The following is an 18060-nucleotide window of genomic DNA, read 5'->3' as shown; positions in this document are numbered from 1 at the left end:
TTTTTATCTTCGGATTAACCGATGTCACTTGCCTTTATCAATCAGAGACTACTCTTTCGTTACTGCGTCACGTTCAACGTCTGGAGATGCTGTTTCTTCCGGCGCTTCATCACCTGATAATGCAAGGCCGTCAGCTTGTTTCGCATCTTCCTCGTCTTCTAGATCTCTCATTTCTATTTCTTCTTCATCGCCTGAAAGGATTTTCACGTCCATACCTAAGCTTTGAAGCTCTTTGATCAATACTTTGAATGATTCCGGAACACCAGGCTCTGGAACATTGTCGCCTTTGACGATGGCTTCATATGTTTTCACACGTCCGACCACGTCATCGGACTTCACAGTCAGGATTTCTTGAAGCGTGTAAGCTGCGCCGTAAGCTTCAAGCGCCCAAACCTCCATCTCACCGAAACGCTGTCCGCCGAATTGGGCTTTACCGCCGAGAGGCTGCTGCGTAACAAGTGAGTAAGGACCTGTAGAACGGGCATGAAGTTTATCATCAACCATGTGTGCCAGTTTGATCATGTACATGATTCCGACAGATACACGGTTGTCAAACGGTTCTCCCGTACGGCCGTCATAAAGAACTGTTTTAGCGTCTCTTGACATGCCTGCTTCTTCAAGTGTTTCCCACACATCTTCTTCACGCGCGCCGTCAAATACAGGTGACGCGATGTGAATGCCGAGGTAGCGGGCAGCCATACCCATGTGAAGTTCTAATACCTGACCGATATTCATACGTGATGGTACACCCAGCGGGTTAAGCATGATATCGATCGGCGTGCCGTCAGGAAGGTAAGGCATATCTTCTTCAGGAAGAATCTTCGAGATAACCCCTTTGTTTCCGTGACGTCCGGCCATTTTATCACCTTCAGAAATCTTACGTTTCTGAACGATATATACGCGTACAAGCTGGTTCACTCCCGGAGGAAGTTCGTCGCCGTCTTCACGGTTGAAGACTTTTACGTCGTGGATAATTCCGCCGCCGCCGTGAGGCACACGGAGAGAAGTATCACGGACTTCACGCGCTTTTTCTCCAAAGATCGCATGCAGAAGGCGTTCTTCAGCCGTAAGCTCAGTTACACCTTTAGGCGTTACTTTACCTACGAGAAGGTCTCCGTCGTTGACTTCCGCACCGATACGGATAATTCCGCGGTCATCAAGATTGCGAAGCGCGTCTTCCCCTACGTTTGGAATATCACGGGTGATCTCTTCCGGCCCAAGCTTTGTATCACGTGCTTCTGATTCATATTCTTCAATGTGAATAGATGTGTATACATCATCTTTCACAAGGCGTTCACTCATGATGATGGCATCCTCATAGTTGTAACCATCCCATGTCATGAAGCCGACCATTACGTTGCGGCCGAGAGCAAGTTCACCAAGCTCCATTGAAGGTCCGTCAGCAAGGATTTCTCCTTTGACTACTTCATCGCCGACACTGACGATCGGACGCTGGTTGTAGCACGTACCTTGGTTGGAGCGGACAAATTTCAGCAAGCTGTACTTATCCAGGTTGCCTTTTACTTTTTGGCCGTCAATTTCTTCATAGCGGCGCACCCATACGTTTTTCGCTTCCACCCGTTCAACGATACCAGGGTGTTTACAAATAACGGCTGCACCGGAGTCTTTACCGGATACGTATTCCATACCCGTTCCGACGATCGGAGCTTCCGGCTGCATCAAAGGCACAGCCTGACGCTGCATGTTCGCTCCCATGAGGGCGCGGTTCGAGTCATCGTTTTCCAAGAACGGAATACATGCTGTCGCAGCAGATACAACCTGTTTAGGAGATACGTCCATGTAATCCACGCGGTTGCGGGCTACAACGGTGTTTTCCCCTCTGAAACGCGCTACGATGCTGTCATCCAAGAAAGAACCGTCATCGCTCAGCTTAGCATTCGCTTGGGCTACGACATAGTTATCCTCTTCATCAGCAGTCAGGTAGTCGATTCTAGGCGTTACTTTTCCTGTTTCAGGATCAACGCGGCGGTATGGCGTCTCAATGAAACCAAAGCGGTTTACTTTCGCAAATGATGACAATGAGTTGATCAAACCGATGTTCGGGCCCTCAGGCGTTTCAATCGGACACATACGGCCATAGTGAGAGTAGTGAACGTCACGTACTTCCATACCTGCGCGCTCACGTGTCAAACCGCCCGGTCCGAGAGCTGACAGACGGCGTTTGTGCGTCAATTCAGCAAGCGGGTTCGTCTGATCCATGAATTGAGAAAGCTGTGAGCTTCCAAAGAACTCTTTAATAGATGCAATAACAGGTCTGATGTTAATCAGCTGCTGCGGCGTAATTGTATTTGTGTCTTGAATAGACATTCTTTCACGTACGACACGTTCCATCCGGCTTAAACCGATACGGAATTGGTTTTGCAGGAGCTCACCTACAGAACGCAGACGGCGGTTTCCGAGATGGTCGATATCATCAGTGTCGCCCACTCCGTGCAGGAGGTTGAAGAAGTAGCTGATAGAAGAAATAATATCAGCAGGCGTAATGTTTTTAATCGCCTCTTCGATGTAAGCATTGCCGATCACATTGATCGTCTGCTCTCCTTCTGCATCGGTAGGAGCATAGATTTTAATGGATTGAAGCATCACTTCATCCTCGACAACGCCGCCGTTAGGATAAAGTTTTCTGAAGCCGATTCCATTTTCTAAGTATGGCAGTACTTTATCAAGTGTTCTTCTGTCAAGAATCTGCCCTTTTTCAGCGAGAATTTCACCGGTTTCCGGATCCACCAGTGTTTCTGCAAGGCGTTGGTTAAACAGGCGGTTCTTGATATGAAGCTTTTTATTAATTTTATAGCGTCCTACATTCGCAAGGTCGTATCGCTTCGGATCGAAGAAACGGGAATCCAGCAAGCTTTTTGCGTTTTCTACTGTAGGCGGCTCTCCGGGACGAAGGCGCTCATAGATTTCAAGAAGCGCTTTGTCACTGTTTTCAGTGTTGTCCTTATCCAGTGTATTGCGGAGATATTCGTTCTCACCAATGAGATCGAGAATCTCTTGGTCGGAACCGAAGCCGAGAGCACGCAAAAGAACCGTAACCGGCAACTTACGTGTGCGATCAATGCGGACATACACAACATCTTTCGCATCAGTTTCGTATTCTAACCATGCGCCACGGTTTGGAATGACAGTCGCGGTAAAACCTTTTTTACCGTTCTTGTCTACTTTACCACTGAAATATACACTTGGAGACCGAACAAGCTGAGATACGATAACACGTTCTGCACCGTTGATGATAAAAGTACCGGTATCTGTCATAATAGGGAAATCACCCATGAAGACATCCTGGTCTTTTACCTCTCCAGTTTCTTTGTTAATTAAACGAACCTTCACTCTCAGCGGAGCTGAGTAAGTCACATCACGTTCTTTTGACTCTTCAACGGGATACTTAGGATCTCCTAAACTGTAGTCAATGAACTCTAGAGAGAGGTTACCAGTGAAATCCTCAATTGGTGATATGTCTTGAAACATCTCTCTAAGACCCTCATCAAGAAACCACTGATAAGAAGAGGTTTGAATTTCAATGAGATTTGGTAATTCTAACACTTCGCTAATGCGAGCATAGCTTCTGCGCTGGCGGTGTCGTCCATACTGAACTAGTTGACCTGTCAACTGATTCACCCCTCAAATCATGCGTATTATATGTGTAATAAGCATCTCTTACGATAAAGAAATACTTTTACAAGACAAAAGAAAAAAGGGTTTCTAATTAAGAAAACCACATCCAAAAACAAATACCGATTTTATTAGCATTTCCATGTTTGTATAATTTATACATGCACTATGATTATTTCAGCATATCATGCAAAATATATACATTGGCATTTTACAATATTAACATAGCTGAAAATTCAAGTCAAACTTTTTTTGCTTTTATGATATAATAGCCTTTCTTTTTTTGAACCACAGAAACTTCGTCAAAAAGCTCCTTCAGTTTTTCAATGGCAGAAGGCCCGCCCTGTTTTTTCTGTATAACGATCCACAATTCACCTGAAGCCCTTAAATGCTCAGCGCTTTTTTCAAAAATGGCATGGACAACTTTTTTTCCGGCGCGGATTGGGGGGTTTGTAATAATAGAAGCAAATGTTTGAGCAGAATCAATATTTGAAAATAAATCACTCTGATAAATTCGAACGTTTTTTATTCCGTTTTTTTCTGCATTTTCATTTGACAGCTCTACGGCTCTTTCATTCACGTCAATCATGTGCACGGTCCGGTCTGTAAATTCACCGGCGAGTGACAGACCGATCGGGCCGTAACCGCAGCCTGCATCCAGGAAGTCACCATCGATCTCCGGCTCTTCAAACGCTTCAATTAAGACACGCGAACCGAAATCAACTTCCTTTTTCGAGAAAACGCCGCTGTCACTTGTGAATGTATAAGATCTGTTCCGCAGTGTAAATGACCATGTCTGTTTATCGCTTTTAACTGAAGGTTTTTCTGAATAATAGTGATCACTCATTATTAGAACCTCCTTTTATAATGGCACTTAAAGAAAAGCAAAGAAAAAGCCCGCCTCATAAAAGCGAGCTTCCCCTACAGGCAAGTGAAGATTACTTAACTTCTACAGAAGCGCCAACTTCTTCAAGTTTAGCTTTAAGCTCTTCAGCTTCTTCTTTCGCAATACCTTCTTTAAGTGGTTTTGGAGTGTTGTCAACAAGTTCTTTAGCTTCTTTCAAGCCAAGACCAGTGATTTCACGAACAACTTTGATAACTTTGATTTTCTGAGAACCTGCACCAGCAAGGATAAGGTCGAATTCGCTTTGCTCTTCAGCAGCGCCGCCAGCAGCAGCTCCGCCAGCTACAGCTACAGGAGCAGCAGCAGTTACGCCAAATTCTTCTTCGATTGCTTTTACTAGGTCGTTCAATTCAAGTACAGTTGCTTCTTTAACGGAAGCAATGATTTCTTCGATATTTAAAGCCATTTGAAATTCCTCCATTTGTTTTATTTTAGGGTAAAATCAGATTAAGCGCCTTGTTCTTCCTTTTGGTCTGCAACTGCTTTAGCTGCAAGTGCAAGGTTGCGAACTGGAGCTTGAAGTACGCTAAGCAACATAGAAAGTAAGCCATCGCGTGAAGGAAGTTCAGCAAGAGCTTTCACTTCTTCAACAGAAGATACTTTTCCTTCGATAACGCCCGCTTTGATTTCCAGAGCTTCGTGATTTTTCGCGAACTCGTTAAGAACTTTTGCCGGAGCGATAACATCTTCAGTACTGAATGCGATCGCATTCGGTCCAGTTAAGACATCATTCAAACCATCAAGTTCAGCTTGTTCAACCGCACGGCGAGTCATTGTGTTTTTGTACACTTTGAACTCTACGTTAGCTTCGCGAAGCTGTTTACGGAGTTCAGTTACTTCAGAAACGTTAAGTCCGCGGTAGTCAACGATGATCGTTGATTTGCTTTCTTTCAGTTTAGAAGCAATCTCTTCAACAACAACTTTTTTTGTATCAATTGCGCTGCTCATGGTTACACCTCCTGTAGATTTTGTGTAACACTTATACCGCTAGGTGATCACGACTGTGACGACGATTTCATATAAAAAGCCTCCATGTGGACATGGAGGCTGTATATACAAGCATACGTAACGTAATAGCTGTGATATATATACACCTCGGCAGGATATTAAGCCTTAACGGCCCCTGCTGTCTACGGTATAAATGACATATTATATTTTACAACATTTTGAATCATATCAGAATGCTGATCTAAAGTCAAATATTATTTTACGTTGAAAGTAGAAGCGTCTACTTTGACACCAGGGCCCATAGTAGAAGTAACGGCAACGTTTTTCACGTAAACACCTTTAGCCGCAGCCGGTTTTGCTTTCAGGATTGTATCATACATTGTTGTGAAGTTCTCAACAAGTTTTTCATCCTCGAAAGAAACTTTTCCGATCGGAACATGGATGTTACCAGCTTTGTCAACGCGGTATTCTACTTTACCAGCTTTGATTTCGCCGATTGCTTTTTCCACTTCGAATGTAACAGTTCCTGTTTTAGGGTTTGGCATAAGACCTTTTGGTCCAAGCACACGGCCGATTTTACCGACTTCACCCATCATGTCAGGAGTCGCAACGATTACATCGAATTCGAACCAGCCTTGCTGGATTTTCGCGATGTAATCAGAATCGCCAACGTAGTCTGCACCGGCAGCTTCAGCTTCTTTTGCTTTTTCGCCTTTAGCGAATACAAGCACGCGCTGAGTTTTACCAGTTCCGTTAGGAAGTACAACTGCACCGCGAATTTGCTGATCGTTTTTACGAGGGTCAACCCCTAAACGAAAAGCAACTTCAACTGTAGCGTCGAATTTAGCTGTGTTTGTTTTTTTAGTAAGCGCCACTGCTTCAGCGACGTCGTAAGCTTTCGCACGGTCTACAAGCTTCGCAGCTTCAACGTACTTTTTACCTTTTTTAGCCATTTTAAAATTTCCTCCTTATGTGGTTATAGCGGAATAACCTCCCACGAATAAGGGTTGCGAACTTGTGAAAACTCGCAACCCGACAAGAAACAAATTAATCCTCGATAACGATACCCATACTGCGGGCAGTACCTTCAACCATGCGCATTGCCGCTTCAACGTCTGCTGCGTTTAAGTCAGGCATTTTCGTTTCAGCGATTTCGCGAACCTTATCGCGCTTAACGGTTGCCACTTTATTACGGTTTGGTTCACCAGAACCAGACTCAATTCCAGCTGCTTTTTTAAGCAATACTGCAGCAGGCGGAGTTTTTGTAATAAATGTAAATGAACGGTCTTCGTAAACCGAAATTTCAACAGGAATGATTAAACCAGCTTGGTCAGCTGTACGAGCGTTAAACTCCTTACAGAATCCCATGATATTTACACCGGCTTGACCTAGTGCAGGTCCAACTGGCGGCGCTGGGTTAGCTTTTCCAGCAGGAATTTGCAATTTTACAACTTTTACTACTTTTTTAGCCACGAGACACACCTCCTTAAGTCCGTGATGTGGTAATAGGGTAAACCCTCCCACTCAAGGTTTCATTCTTTATATGAATGACGAAATATCAAGCTAGCTGCCTTGGATTAGTCCAAGACGTACCTTTGCTATATTATCATTAATATATAGCAATTTCAAGTTTTTTCACATTACAATTTGTCGATCTGGGTAAATTCCAGTTCAACCGGCGTTTCACGGCCGAACATGTTAACGAATACTTTCACTTTGCTCTTATCATAATCAATCTCTTCAATTGATCCTGTAAAGTTGGCGAAAGGTCCGTCTATGACTTTGACTGTCTCATTCAATTCAAAATCAATGTCGGTTTTCCGCTCATCCATGCCCATGCGTTTTAAGATGGTTTCCGCTTCGCCAGGAAGAAGCGGAGTAGGCTTTGAGCCTGAACCGGCTGATCCGACGAATCCGGTAACGCCCGGCGTGTTGCGGACCACATACCAGGAATCATCAGTCATGACGATTTCAACAAGCACATAACCCGGGAACACTTTCTTTTTGACTACTTTTTTCTTGCCGTTCTTAATATCAGTCTCTTCTTCTTCAGGGACGACAACGCGGAAAATTTTATCCTGCATTCCCATTGATTCCACACGTTTTTCAAGGTTCGCTTTTACTTTGTTTTCATAACCGGAATACGTATGAACAACATACCAATTCTTTTCCATTCTATCAGGACTCTGCAGTCCTTCCCTCCCCGCATTTAAAAATGAAGTGTAAAACAAAAAATAGGCTCAGGGCCTATGAATCCTTTTTCAACAACACAATAAAAAACCCGCTGAACGGGTTTTGGCAAACGATATTATGATCTATTATAGCACGTATTGCTGATCATTATTCAACTATTAAACGAATTAATTGAGAAATTCCTGTATCAAGGAGGGCAAAAAAGATAACAAAAAAGATAACCGTTGAAATCACCGTGATCGTATAGCGCGTTAACTCTTTGCCTTTAGGCCAGCTAACCTTTTTCATTTCTTTCCCAACATCTTTAAAGAAACTCATCATGCGCATGTAAAAGACCTCCACAATTTAAAAAGCGAACACTATTTTGTTTCTAAATGAGCTGTATGTGAATTGCAAGTGCTGCAGTACTTCTTAACTTCTAACCGCTCAGCCGCTGATGCAGAGCTTTTCATTGTCGTATAATTACGATTTCCGCATGTTTTGCATGCCAGCGTAATCTTTTTTCTCATGTCGTTACACCTTTTCCTAAACATTCATTTATCTTAATAAAATAGCACAGTCAGAAAAATTCTGTCAATATGACACAGAAACCTGCTACAGGCTGATCTCTCTTATTTCTAAATACTTTTCAAGCTTGCGCTTCACGCGCTGCAGGGCATTATCGATTGATTTTACGTGTCGGTTTAAGTCATCTGAAATCTCTTGGTAACTTCTTCCGTCCAAGTACAAAACAAGCACCTTTCTCTCCAGATCGCTCAGCAGTTCTCCCATTTTCATTTCGATATCATCAAATTCTTCCTGATTAATAATCATCTCTTCAGGATTTAACGTTTTAGCGCCTGAAATGACATCAAGCAGTGTTCTGTCAGATTCTTCATCAAAAATAGGTTTGTCTAAAGAAACATAGGAATTTAAAGGAATGTGTTTCTGACGGGTAGCTGTCTTTATTGCGGTAATAATCTGGCGGGTAATGCATAATTCTGCAAAAGCTTTAAATGAAGTAAGCTTGTCCTCTCTAAAGTCTCGGATAGACTTATATAAGCCTATCATCCCTTCCTGTACAATATCTTCTCTGTCGGCCCCTATTAAAAAATAAGACCTTGCTTTCGCCCGTACAAAATTACGGTACTTCGTAATCAAGTAATCTAACGCATCACTATCCCCAACATGAACCTTTTCAATGACCTGCTCGTCCTCCAACTGGCAAAATTGCACTTTGTTGAACTTTCCCTTGCTGTTCTGTAGATTCACTGCGATCCCCCCGGCGCACGTAGATAGAAATATTATACATTAATGGGCGAAAAAGCGTCAACCTAATCCAGACCGCCTCGGCGCCACTTTTCAAACGTTTTCAAAACCTCTTCGGACAGCTCGATTTTACCCGGTGGTTTTTCAGAAGTGATCTTTGAAACCCGCCTTTGAATCCGGCGTTCTATCGTATCCACTTCCCTCAGGAGCTCCCGGGCGGATTTACGGAGAGCCCCTTGTCCGAAAATCGCCCACTGCTCCGTATAATCGGAGGTTGCGACATGAATCTGTGTCGCAATATTATTCAGTGCCTGGGCAAGCTTCTCGATCCGCTCATCCGCCGTTTCATTCTCCCGTGTGAAAATCACTTCGACTCTGTGATTCGTTTGTTTTTTCTCTATACCTTTTACCAGGTGTGCGTCAAACACCACAATGACTCTGATTCCCGTGTAGGACTGATATTCCGCCATCTTCTGGATCAGTACATCTCTCGCTTCTTCAAAACTGTTCGCTTTTAAATCCTTTAGCTGCGGCCAAGCTCCAATCATGTTGTATCCGTCTACTAACAGGATGTCCATCTGTCTTCATTCCCCTAAAGGATTGCGCTTCCGGTAGACTTCATACATGAGAAGGCCGGCCGCTACCGACGCATTCAGAGAAGTGACTTTTCCGGCCATCGGAAGCTTAATGAGAAAATCACATTTCTCTTTCACAAGCCGGCCCATTCCTCTGCCTTCGCTTCCGATAACGAGCGCCAAAGGCATCTTGCCGTCCATAGAGCGGTAGTCTTCCCGGGCGGATGCATCCGTTCCGACGACCCAAATCCCCCGCTCCTTCATTTCATCAAGTGTCCGGGCAAGGTTGGTCACCTTCACGACGGGAATGTGTTCAATCGCACCGGTCGAAGCTTTTGCGACTGTCGAAGTCAGTCCGACCGCTCTGCGTTTCGGAATCATGATGCCGTGTGCACCGACAGCGTCAGCCGTTCTCATGATGGAACCGAGATTATGAGGGTCTTCCAGCTCGTCCAGTATGAGAAAGAAAGGCTGTTCGTTTCTCTCTTCCGCTCTTTTATATAATTCGTCTAATTGTGCATATTCATATGCCGCCACCTGGGCGACAACACCCTGATGCTGCCCCTCCACCATCTGATCGAGTTTTTTCCTCGGTACAAATTGAATGGTGACGCCGCGCTTTTTAGCAAGCTCCATAACTTGCTGCGCCTGTCCTTTTACTGTGTTTTCCGCCATCCATAACTTATACAGCTTGCGATCTGACTTTAACGTCTCAATCACAGCGTTTTTTCCTATGACGTAATCATGTTGCTGACTCATTTGTTTTCCTCCCTGACGTCCCGACTTGTATAGCCTCAGCAATCAGCTGATTCAGTCTTTCTTCTCTTTTCTCAAGAAAAAGGTATCCGAGTAAAGCCTCAAAAGCTGTACTATGGCGGTACGTCTGTACATCTGTGTTTTTAGGCGTCGTCCCTGATTTCGCGTTTCTGCCTCTTCTCAGCACGGCTTCCTCTTCCTCCGTGAAAAAGGATTCGTCCTGAAGGCGGAACAATATGTCTGCCTGTGATTTTGCCGATACAATCCGGCTCGCCTTCTTATGAAGGTCATTCGGTTTCGTAAAGCCCTGCTTAAGCAGGTGATGCCGGACGTATATTTCAAAAATGGCATCACCCATATAAGCGAGCGCAAGACCGTTTAACTGCTTTGAATCTTTTATTTGTTCAAATTGAAGCATCCGCTTACTCTCCCCGCTTCCAGCGAGTTCCCTGGGCCGTATCTTCAAGAATGATATTCATGCTTTTCAGCTGATCGCGAATCTGGTCTGACAAAGCAAAATCGCGATTGCGGCGGGCTTCATTTCTCTTCTCAATCAACTCTTCAATCTCTTCGTCGACAAGCTCTTCTTCGCCGAGCGTAAGTCCGAGAACAGATCCGATTCTGTCAAACATGCTGATAAAGGCTTTAATGACGTGATCCGCCGTATTGTCTTCCTGCATGTAGTAATTGGCGACCTTCGCCAGATCAAACCAAACGGAAATTGCATTCGCCGTATTAAAATCATCATCCATTGCTTCTTCAAACGCAGTGCGGTGCTCTTCGATTTTAGCGAGCCATTCCTCATCATTGTCAGTCAGATTCGTGCTGCTAATCAAACGATGGTTTAAATTACTGTAGGCCGTCTTCAGGCGGTTAAACGCGTTTTTTGTTTTCTCAAGCAGCTCTTCCGAATAGTTGATCGGGTGGCGGTAATGAACGGACAGCATGAAAAATCTCAAAAGCTGCGGGTCATATTGCTTAATGATATCGTGCACCAAAACAAAGTTGCCGAGCGATTTTGACATTTTCTCATTATCGATATTGATATATCCGTTGTGAAGCCAGTATTTTGCGAATGTCTTGCCTGTTAATGCTTCAGATTGGGCGATTTCGTTTTCATGGTGCGGGAATGTCAGGTCCTGACCGCCGGCATGAATATCGATTTCGTCACCCAAATACTTTTTCACCATTGCGGAGCATTCAATATGCCAGCCCGGGCGGCCTTTTCCCCAAGGGCTATCCCATGAAATTTCTCCGTCCTTAGCAGCTTTCCAAAGAGCAAAGTCCAGCGCATCCTCTTTCTTCTCGCCGACACGGATACGCGCGCCTGATCTGAGTTCATCAATTGATTGCTGAGATAGCTTGCCGTAGCCTTCGAAGGCCCTTGTTTTGAAATAGACGTCGCCTTCTGATTCATAAGCGTAGCCTTTTTTAATCAGTTCGCTGACAAATTCAATAATGGCATCCATGTTTTCCATGACCCGGGGGTGAAGATCCGCTTTCCGGCATCCGAGGGCGCCCACGTCTTCAAAATACGCTTTAATGAACCGTTCAGAAACGGTCGGGACGTCCTCGCCGAGCTCGTTGGCCGCCTTAATCAGTTTGTCGTCAACATCGGTGAAATTCGATACGTATTGAACATCGTATCCTTTATACTCTAAATAGTTGCGTACGGTATCATACACAATCGCCGGACGGGCGTTGCCGATATGAATATAGTTGTATACAGTCGGTCCGCACACGTACATTTTTACTTTGCCTTCCTCAAGAGGAACGAATGTTTCCTTTTTCCGTGTCAATGTATTATAAAGTGTAATGGTCATTTTTGGTTGATCCTTTCTTTTTTATCTTCCAGTTCAGCCTGCAGTTCAAAAATCTGCTGCTCCAATGCTCTAAACCGGTCAGCAACCGGATCGGGCAAGTCTTGGTGATTGAGATCGCGTTTGATTTTTCTTCCGTTCTGAATGACGACTTTCCCCGGTATGCCGACAACGGTCGAAAAGTCGGGAACATCACGAAGCACAACGGAGCCGGCCCCTACTTTAGAACCCTGCCCGACCGTAATAGAGCCGAGCACCTTCGCTCCGGTTGCAATTAAAGCATCATCTTTTATGGTCGGATGCCGCTTCCCCTTTTCTTTTCCCGTTCCCCCGAGAGTGACACCTTGGAATACCGTCACGTTATTGCCGATTTCACATGTTTCCCCTATGACGACCCCCATACCGTGGTCAATGAAAAACCTTCTCCCGATGGTCGCGCCGGGATGAATTTCAATTCCGGTAAAGAAACGGGCAATCTGTGATATCAGGCGCGCCAGGAAGAAAAATCTCCGTTTATATAAAGCATGTGCAATCCGATGCGCCCATATAGCATGTAAACCAGAATAAGTTAAAACAACTTCGAAATAGCTTCTTGCTGCCGGATCTTGATCGAACACTGTATCTATGTCTTCTTTTAGCATTTTAAAAAACACATGCTTCCCCCCATTCTCTCCCCGCTCCAGTCTGTTTTTCCGCCTATAAAAAAAGCGCCTCTGCATGTAAACATGACAGAGACGCTTTTACCGCGCGGTTCCACTCTGTTTGAAAAACAAGTCACTGTTTTCCCAACTTAAAAGCCGGTAACGGCGGCGGCCGCCTTTAAATACTGATTTCCGCAGAAATGTTCTTCAAAGGTCTTAAGGGCGCACTTCTAAAACATGACGCATGAATCTCTCTCAGCCGATGAAGATTCTTTCTGTAATGGTCATTGTTTTATACTCTTCCCTGTCAACAATCGTATATTTAAATGCTTTTCAGGCGTCTGACGGCTGTTTCTCTGCCGATCAGCTCAATGGCCTGCGGAAGCTCAGGACCGTGTGTCTGACCGGTAACCGCTACACGAATCGGCATGAACAGCTTTTTGCCTTTATGGCCTGTTTCTTTCTGAACAGCTTTGATTGAGGCTTTGATCAGCTCAGGCGTAAATTCTTCAAGCTCTTCAAGCTTCGCAGCAAAGACGCTGAGCACTTCAGGCACCTGTTCCTCTTCCAGAACGGCTTTTGCCTCTTGATTATACTCGATCTCATCTTTAAAGAACAAATCAGTCAGCTCGACAATTTCAGCGCCGTAGCTCAATTGCTCATGGTAAAGAGAAATTAATTTACGAACCCATTCCTGCTCCTCGGCAGAAAGCTCAGTGCCGACTTTTCCTGCTTTTTGCAGGTGCGGCAGGGTCAGCTCAACCACTTGATCAAGATCCAGCGCTTTGACGTATTGGTTGTTGACCCATTTCAGTTTATGCATATCAAACAGAGCCGGTGACTTAGACAAACGATTTACATCAAAAATTTCAATGAATTGTTCTCTTGTGAAAAGCTCTTCTTCACCGACGGGAGACCAGCCGAGAAGTCCGATAAAGTTAAACAGCGCTTCAGGCAGGTAACCCAGCTCATCATACTGCTCAATAAACTGGATAATTGATTCATCACGTTTACTTAATTTTTTGCGGCTTTCGTTTACGATAAGCGTCATATGTCCGAAGACAGGAACATCCCAGCCGAATGCCTGGAAAATCATGATCTGTTTCGGTGTATTTGAAATGTGATCCTCACCGCGGAGCACGTGCGTCATTTTCATTAAGTAATCGTCAATCGCGACGGCAAAGTTATACGTCGGTGTTCCGTCTTTTTTGACGATGACAAAGTCGCCGATGCCGTCTGATTCAAAAGAAATCTCACCTTTTACGATATCGTTAAATGCGATGATTTTCCCTTCCGGCACGCGGAAACGGATGCTCGGCTGTCTGCCTTCGGCTAAAAACCGCTCCTGCTCTTCCTGAGTCAGGTTTCTGTGTTTGCCGGAATAGCGCGGCATTTCCCCGCGGGCGATTTGCTCTTCACGCTCTTTCTCAAGTTCTTCTTCCGTACAGAAACATTTATAAGCAAGCCCTTTTTCAAGAAGCTCTTCATAGTACTTTTTGTAAATGTCGTTACGCTCAGACTGGCGGTACGGGCCGTATTCTCCGCCGATATCCACACTTTCATCCCAGTCCATGCCGAGCCATTTCAAATAGTTGAGCTGGCTTTGCTCTCCGCCTTCAATATTTCGCTTTTTGTCCGTATCCTCAATCCGGATAATAAACTTTCCGCCTTGGCTGCGGGCAAATAAATAGTTAAAAAGCGCTGTTCTGGCGTTACCGATATGCAAATGTCCGGTCGGACTCGGTGCATAACGAACGCGTACTTCATTTCCCATGTTCAAATACTTCCTTTCATCTCGTCTGTAGCCTCTAGCCGAATATATGTATCTATTCTACCACCAAATAGACCGGGCATCAAAACAATGATCAGGCTTTTTGGATCAGAACGGTCGCCTGAGCGGCAATTCCTTCGGCTCTTCCGGTAAACCCGAGCTTTTCTGTCGTCGTCGCTTTTACGTTTACTTGAGAGACGTCCGCCTCAAGGCCTTCCGCTATCCGTTTTCTCATAGCATCAATATGCGGCGCCATTTTCGGCTTTTGCGCAATAATCGTGCAGTCTATATTTCCGAGTACGTATCCTTTTTCTTTAACAATGTTCCAGACATGCTGAAGAAGCTTAAAAGAATCCGCATCCTTGAATTCCGGATCAGTATCCGGGAAATGCTTGCCGATATCTCCTTCACCTGCCGCTCCGAGACACGCGTCTGCGACTGTATGCAGCAATACATCAGCATCTGAATGTCCGAGCAGCCCCTTTTCATAAGGAATTTCAATTCCGCCGATGATGAGAGGACGGCCTTCCGTTAATTGATGCACATCAAATCCTTGTCCGATTCTAAACATTATGATTCCCACTTTCCGCTTTCATGATTGCTTCCGCAAATATCAGGTCATCCGGCGTTGTCAGCTTAATATTGGTATAGCTGCCTTCAACGATACTCACCTGATATCCATCAAGACGCTCGACGAGGCTGGCGTCATCCGTCCCTAAGAAGCCTTTGTTTTCCGCTTCCATATGCGCCGTCTTCAATAAAGAAAGACGAAAAGCTTGCGGCGTTTGAACGGCCCACAAGCTTGAACGATCAAAGGTCTCCGCAACCCGGGAGCCTTCCGCCCGTTTTATCGTGTCTTTCACAGGAACAGCCAGGACAGCCGCTCCCGCCTCCTCTGCTGTTTCAACGAGCTTATCGATATGCTGATGTGTGACAAACGGGCGCGCTCCGTCATGAACAAGGACGACCGATTCCTTATCAATCATTTTCAGTCCTTCGTATACACTGTGCTGACGCTCCGCACCTCCGGTAACAAGCTCAATTTCCGTCTGAATCGGAAATTGGGCCAGCAGCTGGCGAAAATCTTCCCGTTCACTCTCGTTTATCACCAAGATTATTTTCTGACAGGGTGCGTGGCTTTCAAAAACCCGCAGTGTGTGTATAATAACAGGCGCACCTTTTAAGCTGATGAACAGCTTATTTTTCCCGGCCTTCATCCGTTTTCCTTGTCCGGCAGCCGGAATAACGACAACATACTCCATATGAACTCCCTCTTAAAGAGCTTTCTCAAGCAGCTTGGGCTTGGCAAAAATCATTCGTCCCGCCGCTGTCTGCAGTACGCTGGTTACGAGCACATCAATATGTTTACCTATATAATTGCGGCCTTCTTCCACAACAATCATCGTCCCGTCATCCAAGTAAGCCACACCTTGATTATGCTCTTTCCCGTCCTTAATCACCTGCACATTCATCTCTTCGCCCGGAAGCACAACCGGCTTCACCGCGTTTGCAAGGTCATTAATATTCAGTACCGCAACCTTCTGAAGCTCACATACTTTATTTAAATTAAAATCATTCGTCACAACGACGCCGGATGTCAGCTTCGCAAGTTTGACAAGCTTGCTGTCAACCTCCTGAATGTCCTCGAAGTCGCCTTCATAAATTTCAACCGTAATATCCAGTTCCTTTTGAATGCGATTCAAGATATCCAGTCCGCGGCGTCCTCTGTTACGTTTTAAAACATCTGAAGAATCAGCGATATGCTGTAATTCCTCCAGCACAAATTGAGGAATGACAATGACGCCTTCTAAAAAGCCCGTCTGACAAATATCTGCAATTCTCCCATCAATAATAACACTTGTATCCAAGATTTTCAGCCTTTTATCCTGTTCCTCCTGCTCCTCATCAGCACTTCCCTTTTTCTTCTGCATTCTTGCAGAAATGGAGAAAAGACTGATCAGTTCATCCTTTTTCTTAAATCCGACTTGGAAGCCCAGGTAACCGAGAAAGAAAGCCAGAAAGACCGGAATGATGGTGCTGAATATACGGTACGGAATATTGTCCAGCGGAATCACGTTTACAATGAGATATGCGATGATAAGTCCAAAAACCAATCCGAGACTCCCGAATAACAGATCCGGCACCGGAGCTCTCAGCAAAGAATCTTCAATCCATTTTACCCAATTAATCACATATTCTGTCGTCCATATACTGATGAGAAAAAAGATAATAGCACCAATTGCAGCAGACGTATATGCGTTTGTTATTAAAGGTATGTCCTGTATATTTGACAGTACAAACAATTCAGGTATTAAAAAGATACCGACAACGCCGCCCACAATAATGAAGAACGCCTGAACTATTCGTTTTAACATACCTCCACCTCCTTTTAAGTAGCATTTTTTCAGCAGACTGTCAGAGCCTACAAATTCAGAATAAACAAAAACTAACAATAATATACCCGGATTCCGACAGGTTTAAGCGATTCTTAAAGTTGTCTATCTATATAGTGTTTTTCCTGAAGGCGTTTTAAGCCTTTTTTGATTTTTTTGGCGCGCACTTCGCCGATACCCTCAACATCATCAAGCTCTTCTACAGTGGCTTCCGTTATGCTTGGCAAAAATCCGAACGCCTCAACCACATTTTCAACAATCGGCATCGGCAGACGCGGAATTTTGTTCAGCAGCCTGTATCCTCTCGGGAGCACATAATCATCAATATTGGTAGAAGCCGGATATCCAAGCAGCTTAAACAGAATGGAATCATCAAGCAGGTCATAGCTGGACATATCCTGAAGCTCTTTTAACAGCACGAACGGATCTTTGATTTTTTCTTTGACATAGTCTTTAATGAAAAGTGCCGCCTCTTCTTCCATGTCCGTAATCAGTTCAATCACCTGCAGACGGATTAAGTGGCCTTCCGTTCCGAGTTCTTTAATATACATATTGATTTCATTTTTTATTCGGAGCACCATTTCATATCGATGCATGACGGACAGCACGTCACTGAATGTCACAAGCTCCTCAAACTCTAATGCGTTTAAAGCCGTAATCGTTTTGTCTAAAATGGTTTTATACTTCTCAAGCGTTTGAATGGCCTGATTTGCCTTTGTTAAAATAAATCCTATGTCCTTTAGTGTGTACTTCATGCTGTCCTGATATAACGTAATGACATTTCTGCGCTCAGAAATGGCAATGACGAGACAGCCGGTCTGCTTCGCCACCCGTTCCGCCGTACGGTGCCTCATTCCCGTTTCTGAAGAAGAAATGGTCGCTTCCGGCATAAGCTGCGTATTCGCATAAAGAATTTTCTGGCCGGAATCACTTAAAATAATGGCACCGTCCATTTTGGCCAGCTCGTATAAGTGAGCGGGCGCAAATGATGTATTAATATGAAAACCGCCATCCACGACTTGCTTTACCTTATCATTGTATCCGACAACAATCAGGCCGCCTGTATTTGCCCGAAGTACATTCTCTATCCCGGCTCTGAGCGGGGTGCCCGGTGCAACGAACTGCAGAATTGCAGACAGGTCAAGCTCTTGTTTCGCCCCTTTTTTCTCTTTTTCCAT

General features: G+C 44.7%; 20 protein-coding genes and 2 other annotated features. All 20 genes read right to left on the bottom strand.

What is annotated here, in order from left to right:
- Nucleotides 1-48: 48 nt before the first annotated feature.
- A complete protein-coding gene (rpoB, locus tag ACKTRM_RS00685) occupies nucleotides 49-3630 on the bottom strand; it encodes a DNA-directed RNA polymerase subunit beta (RefSeq protein ID WP_003156440.1) in 3582 nt (1193 codons plus the stop codon).
- 244 nt (nucleotides 3631-3874) lie between these two features.
- A complete protein-coding gene (locus ACKTRM_RS00680; RefSeq protein WP_007410397.1) occupies nucleotides 3875-4480 on the bottom strand; it encodes a class I SAM-dependent methyltransferase in 606 nt (201 codons plus the stop codon).
- 91 nt (nucleotides 4481-4571) lie between these two features.
- The gene (gene rplL, locus ACKTRM_RS00675) at nucleotides 4572-4943 is read right to left on the bottom strand and encodes a 50S ribosomal protein L7/L12 (protein ID WP_003156436.1); all 372 of its coding nucleotides are present in this window, start codon (nucleotides 4941-4943) and stop codon (nucleotides 4572-4574) included.
- A 41-nt stretch (nucleotides 4944-4984) separates the two neighbouring features.
- A complete protein-coding gene (gene rplJ / locus ACKTRM_RS00670) occupies nucleotides 4985-5485 on the bottom strand; it encodes a 50S ribosomal protein L10 (RefSeq protein WP_007410396.1) in 501 nt (166 codons plus the stop codon).
- A gap of 63 nt (nucleotides 5486-5548) precedes the next feature.
- Nucleotides 5549-5691: a sequence feature (ribosomal protein L10 leader region), on the bottom strand.
- Nucleotides 5692-5739: 48 nt separating this feature from the next.
- Nucleotides 5740-6438 carry a 50S ribosomal protein L1 gene (gene rplA, locus ACKTRM_RS00665; RefSeq protein ID WP_003156431.1) on the bottom strand — a complete coding sequence of 233 codons (699 nt, stop codon included), beginning with the start codon at nucleotides 6436-6438 and terminating at the stop codon, nucleotides 5740-5742.
- A 94-nt stretch (nucleotides 6439-6532) separates the two neighbouring features.
- Nucleotides 6533-6958, bottom strand: coding sequence for a 50S ribosomal protein L11 (rplK, locus tag ACKTRM_RS00660; RefSeq protein ID WP_003156430.1), 426 nt, complete (start codon nucleotides 6956-6958; stop codon nucleotides 6533-6535).
- 167 nt (nucleotides 6959-7125) lie between these two features.
- A complete protein-coding gene (gene nusG, locus ACKTRM_RS00655) occupies nucleotides 7126-7659 on the bottom strand; it encodes a transcription termination/antitermination protein NusG (RefSeq protein WP_003156423.1) in 534 nt (177 codons plus the stop codon).
- A 166-nt stretch (nucleotides 7660-7825) separates the two neighbouring features.
- Complete coding sequence (gene secE / locus ACKTRM_RS00650; protein WP_003156422.1) at nucleotides 7826-8005, bottom strand: preprotein translocase subunit SecE; 180 nt, start codon at nucleotides 8003-8005, stop codon at nucleotides 7826-7828.
- Nucleotides 8006-8037: 32 nt separating this feature from the next.
- Nucleotides 8038-8187 carry a 50S ribosomal protein L33 gene (gene rpmG / locus ACKTRM_RS00645; protein WP_003156421.1) on the bottom strand — a complete coding sequence of 50 codons (150 nt, stop codon included), beginning with the start codon at nucleotides 8185-8187 and terminating at the stop codon, nucleotides 8038-8040.
- Nucleotides 8188-8272: 85 nt separating this feature from the next.
- Nucleotides 8273-8929 (bottom strand): RNA polymerase sporulation sigma factor SigH, encoded by a 657-nt coding sequence (gene sigH / locus ACKTRM_RS00640; RefSeq protein ID WP_003156415.1) that lies wholly within the window; start codon nucleotides 8927-8929, stop codon nucleotides 8273-8275.
- Between the two features lie 62 nt (nucleotides 8930-8991).
- Complete coding sequence (gene rae1 / locus ACKTRM_RS00635; RefSeq protein WP_003156414.1) at nucleotides 8992-9504, bottom strand: ribosome-dependent mRNA decay endonuclease Rae1/YacP; 513 nt, start codon at nucleotides 9502-9504, stop codon at nucleotides 8992-8994.
- A 6-nt stretch (nucleotides 9505-9510) separates the two neighbouring features.
- A complete protein-coding gene (gene rlmB / locus ACKTRM_RS00630) occupies nucleotides 9511-10260 on the bottom strand; it encodes a 23S rRNA (guanosine(2251)-2'-O)-methyltransferase RlmB (RefSeq protein ID WP_011996191.1) in 750 nt (249 codons plus the stop codon).
- Nucleotides 10244-10675 (bottom strand): Mini-ribonuclease 3, encoded by a 432-nt coding sequence (locus ACKTRM_RS00625; RefSeq protein WP_003156412.1) that lies wholly within the window; start codon nucleotides 10673-10675, stop codon nucleotides 10244-10246. Before ACKTRM_RS00625 ends, rlmB begins: the two co-directional genes overlap by 17 nt.
- A gap of 4 nt (nucleotides 10676-10679) precedes the next feature.
- On the bottom strand, nucleotides 10680-12080 hold the full coding sequence (gene cysS / locus ACKTRM_RS00620) for a cysteine--tRNA ligase (protein ID WP_011996190.1): 1401 nt from the start codon (nucleotides 12078-12080) through the stop codon (nucleotides 10680-10682).
- Nucleotides 12077-12730, bottom strand: a complete 654-nt coding sequence (cysE, locus tag ACKTRM_RS00615; protein ID WP_003156410.1) for a serine O-acetyltransferase — start codon at nucleotides 12728-12730, stop codon at nucleotides 12077-12079. The genes cysS and cysE overlap by 4 nt, the downstream gene beginning before the upstream one ends.
- 74 nt (nucleotides 12731-12804) lie before the next feature.
- Nucleotides 12805-13038: a binding site (T-box leader), on the bottom strand.
- A gap of 2 nt (nucleotides 13039-13040) precedes the next feature.
- Nucleotides 13041-14492: a glutamate--tRNA ligase gene (gene gltX, locus ACKTRM_RS00610; RefSeq protein ID WP_011996189.1), complete on the bottom strand. Its 1452-nt coding sequence runs from the start codon at nucleotides 14490-14492 to the stop codon at nucleotides 13041-13043.
- Nucleotides 14493-14583: 91 nt separating this feature from the next.
- The gene (ispF, locus tag ACKTRM_RS00605; RefSeq protein WP_003156407.1) at nucleotides 14584-15060 is read right to left on the bottom strand and encodes a 2-C-methyl-D-erythritol 2,4-cyclodiphosphate synthase; all 477 of its coding nucleotides are present in this window, start codon (nucleotides 15058-15060) and stop codon (nucleotides 14584-14586) included.
- Nucleotides 15053-15751: a 2-C-methyl-D-erythritol 4-phosphate cytidylyltransferase gene (gene ispD / locus ACKTRM_RS00600; protein WP_011996188.1), complete on the bottom strand. Its 699-nt coding sequence runs from the start codon at nucleotides 15749-15751 to the stop codon at nucleotides 15053-15055. The genes ispF and ispD overlap by 8 nt, the downstream gene beginning before the upstream one ends.
- A 12-nt stretch (nucleotides 15752-15763) precedes the next feature.
- On the bottom strand, nucleotides 15764-16864 hold the full coding sequence (locus ACKTRM_RS00595) for a PIN/TRAM domain-containing protein (protein WP_003156403.1): 1101 nt from the start codon (nucleotides 16862-16864) through the stop codon (nucleotides 15764-15766).
- Nucleotides 16865-16977: 113 nt separating this feature from the next.
- Nucleotides 16978-18060 (bottom strand): DNA integrity scanning diadenylate cyclase DisA, encoded by a 1083-nt coding sequence (gene disA, locus ACKTRM_RS00590; RefSeq protein ID WP_007615225.1) that lies wholly within the window; start codon nucleotides 18058-18060, stop codon nucleotides 16978-16980.

Origin of the sequence: Bacillus sp. D7-8, assembly GCF_052055895.1 — a bacterium.
GTDB lineage: Bacteria > Bacillota > Bacilli > Bacillales > Bacillaceae > Bacillus > Bacillus velezensis.
The sequence above is the reverse complement of the archived record's forward strand: the minus strand, read 5'-3'. Positions and strand labels throughout refer to the sequence as shown.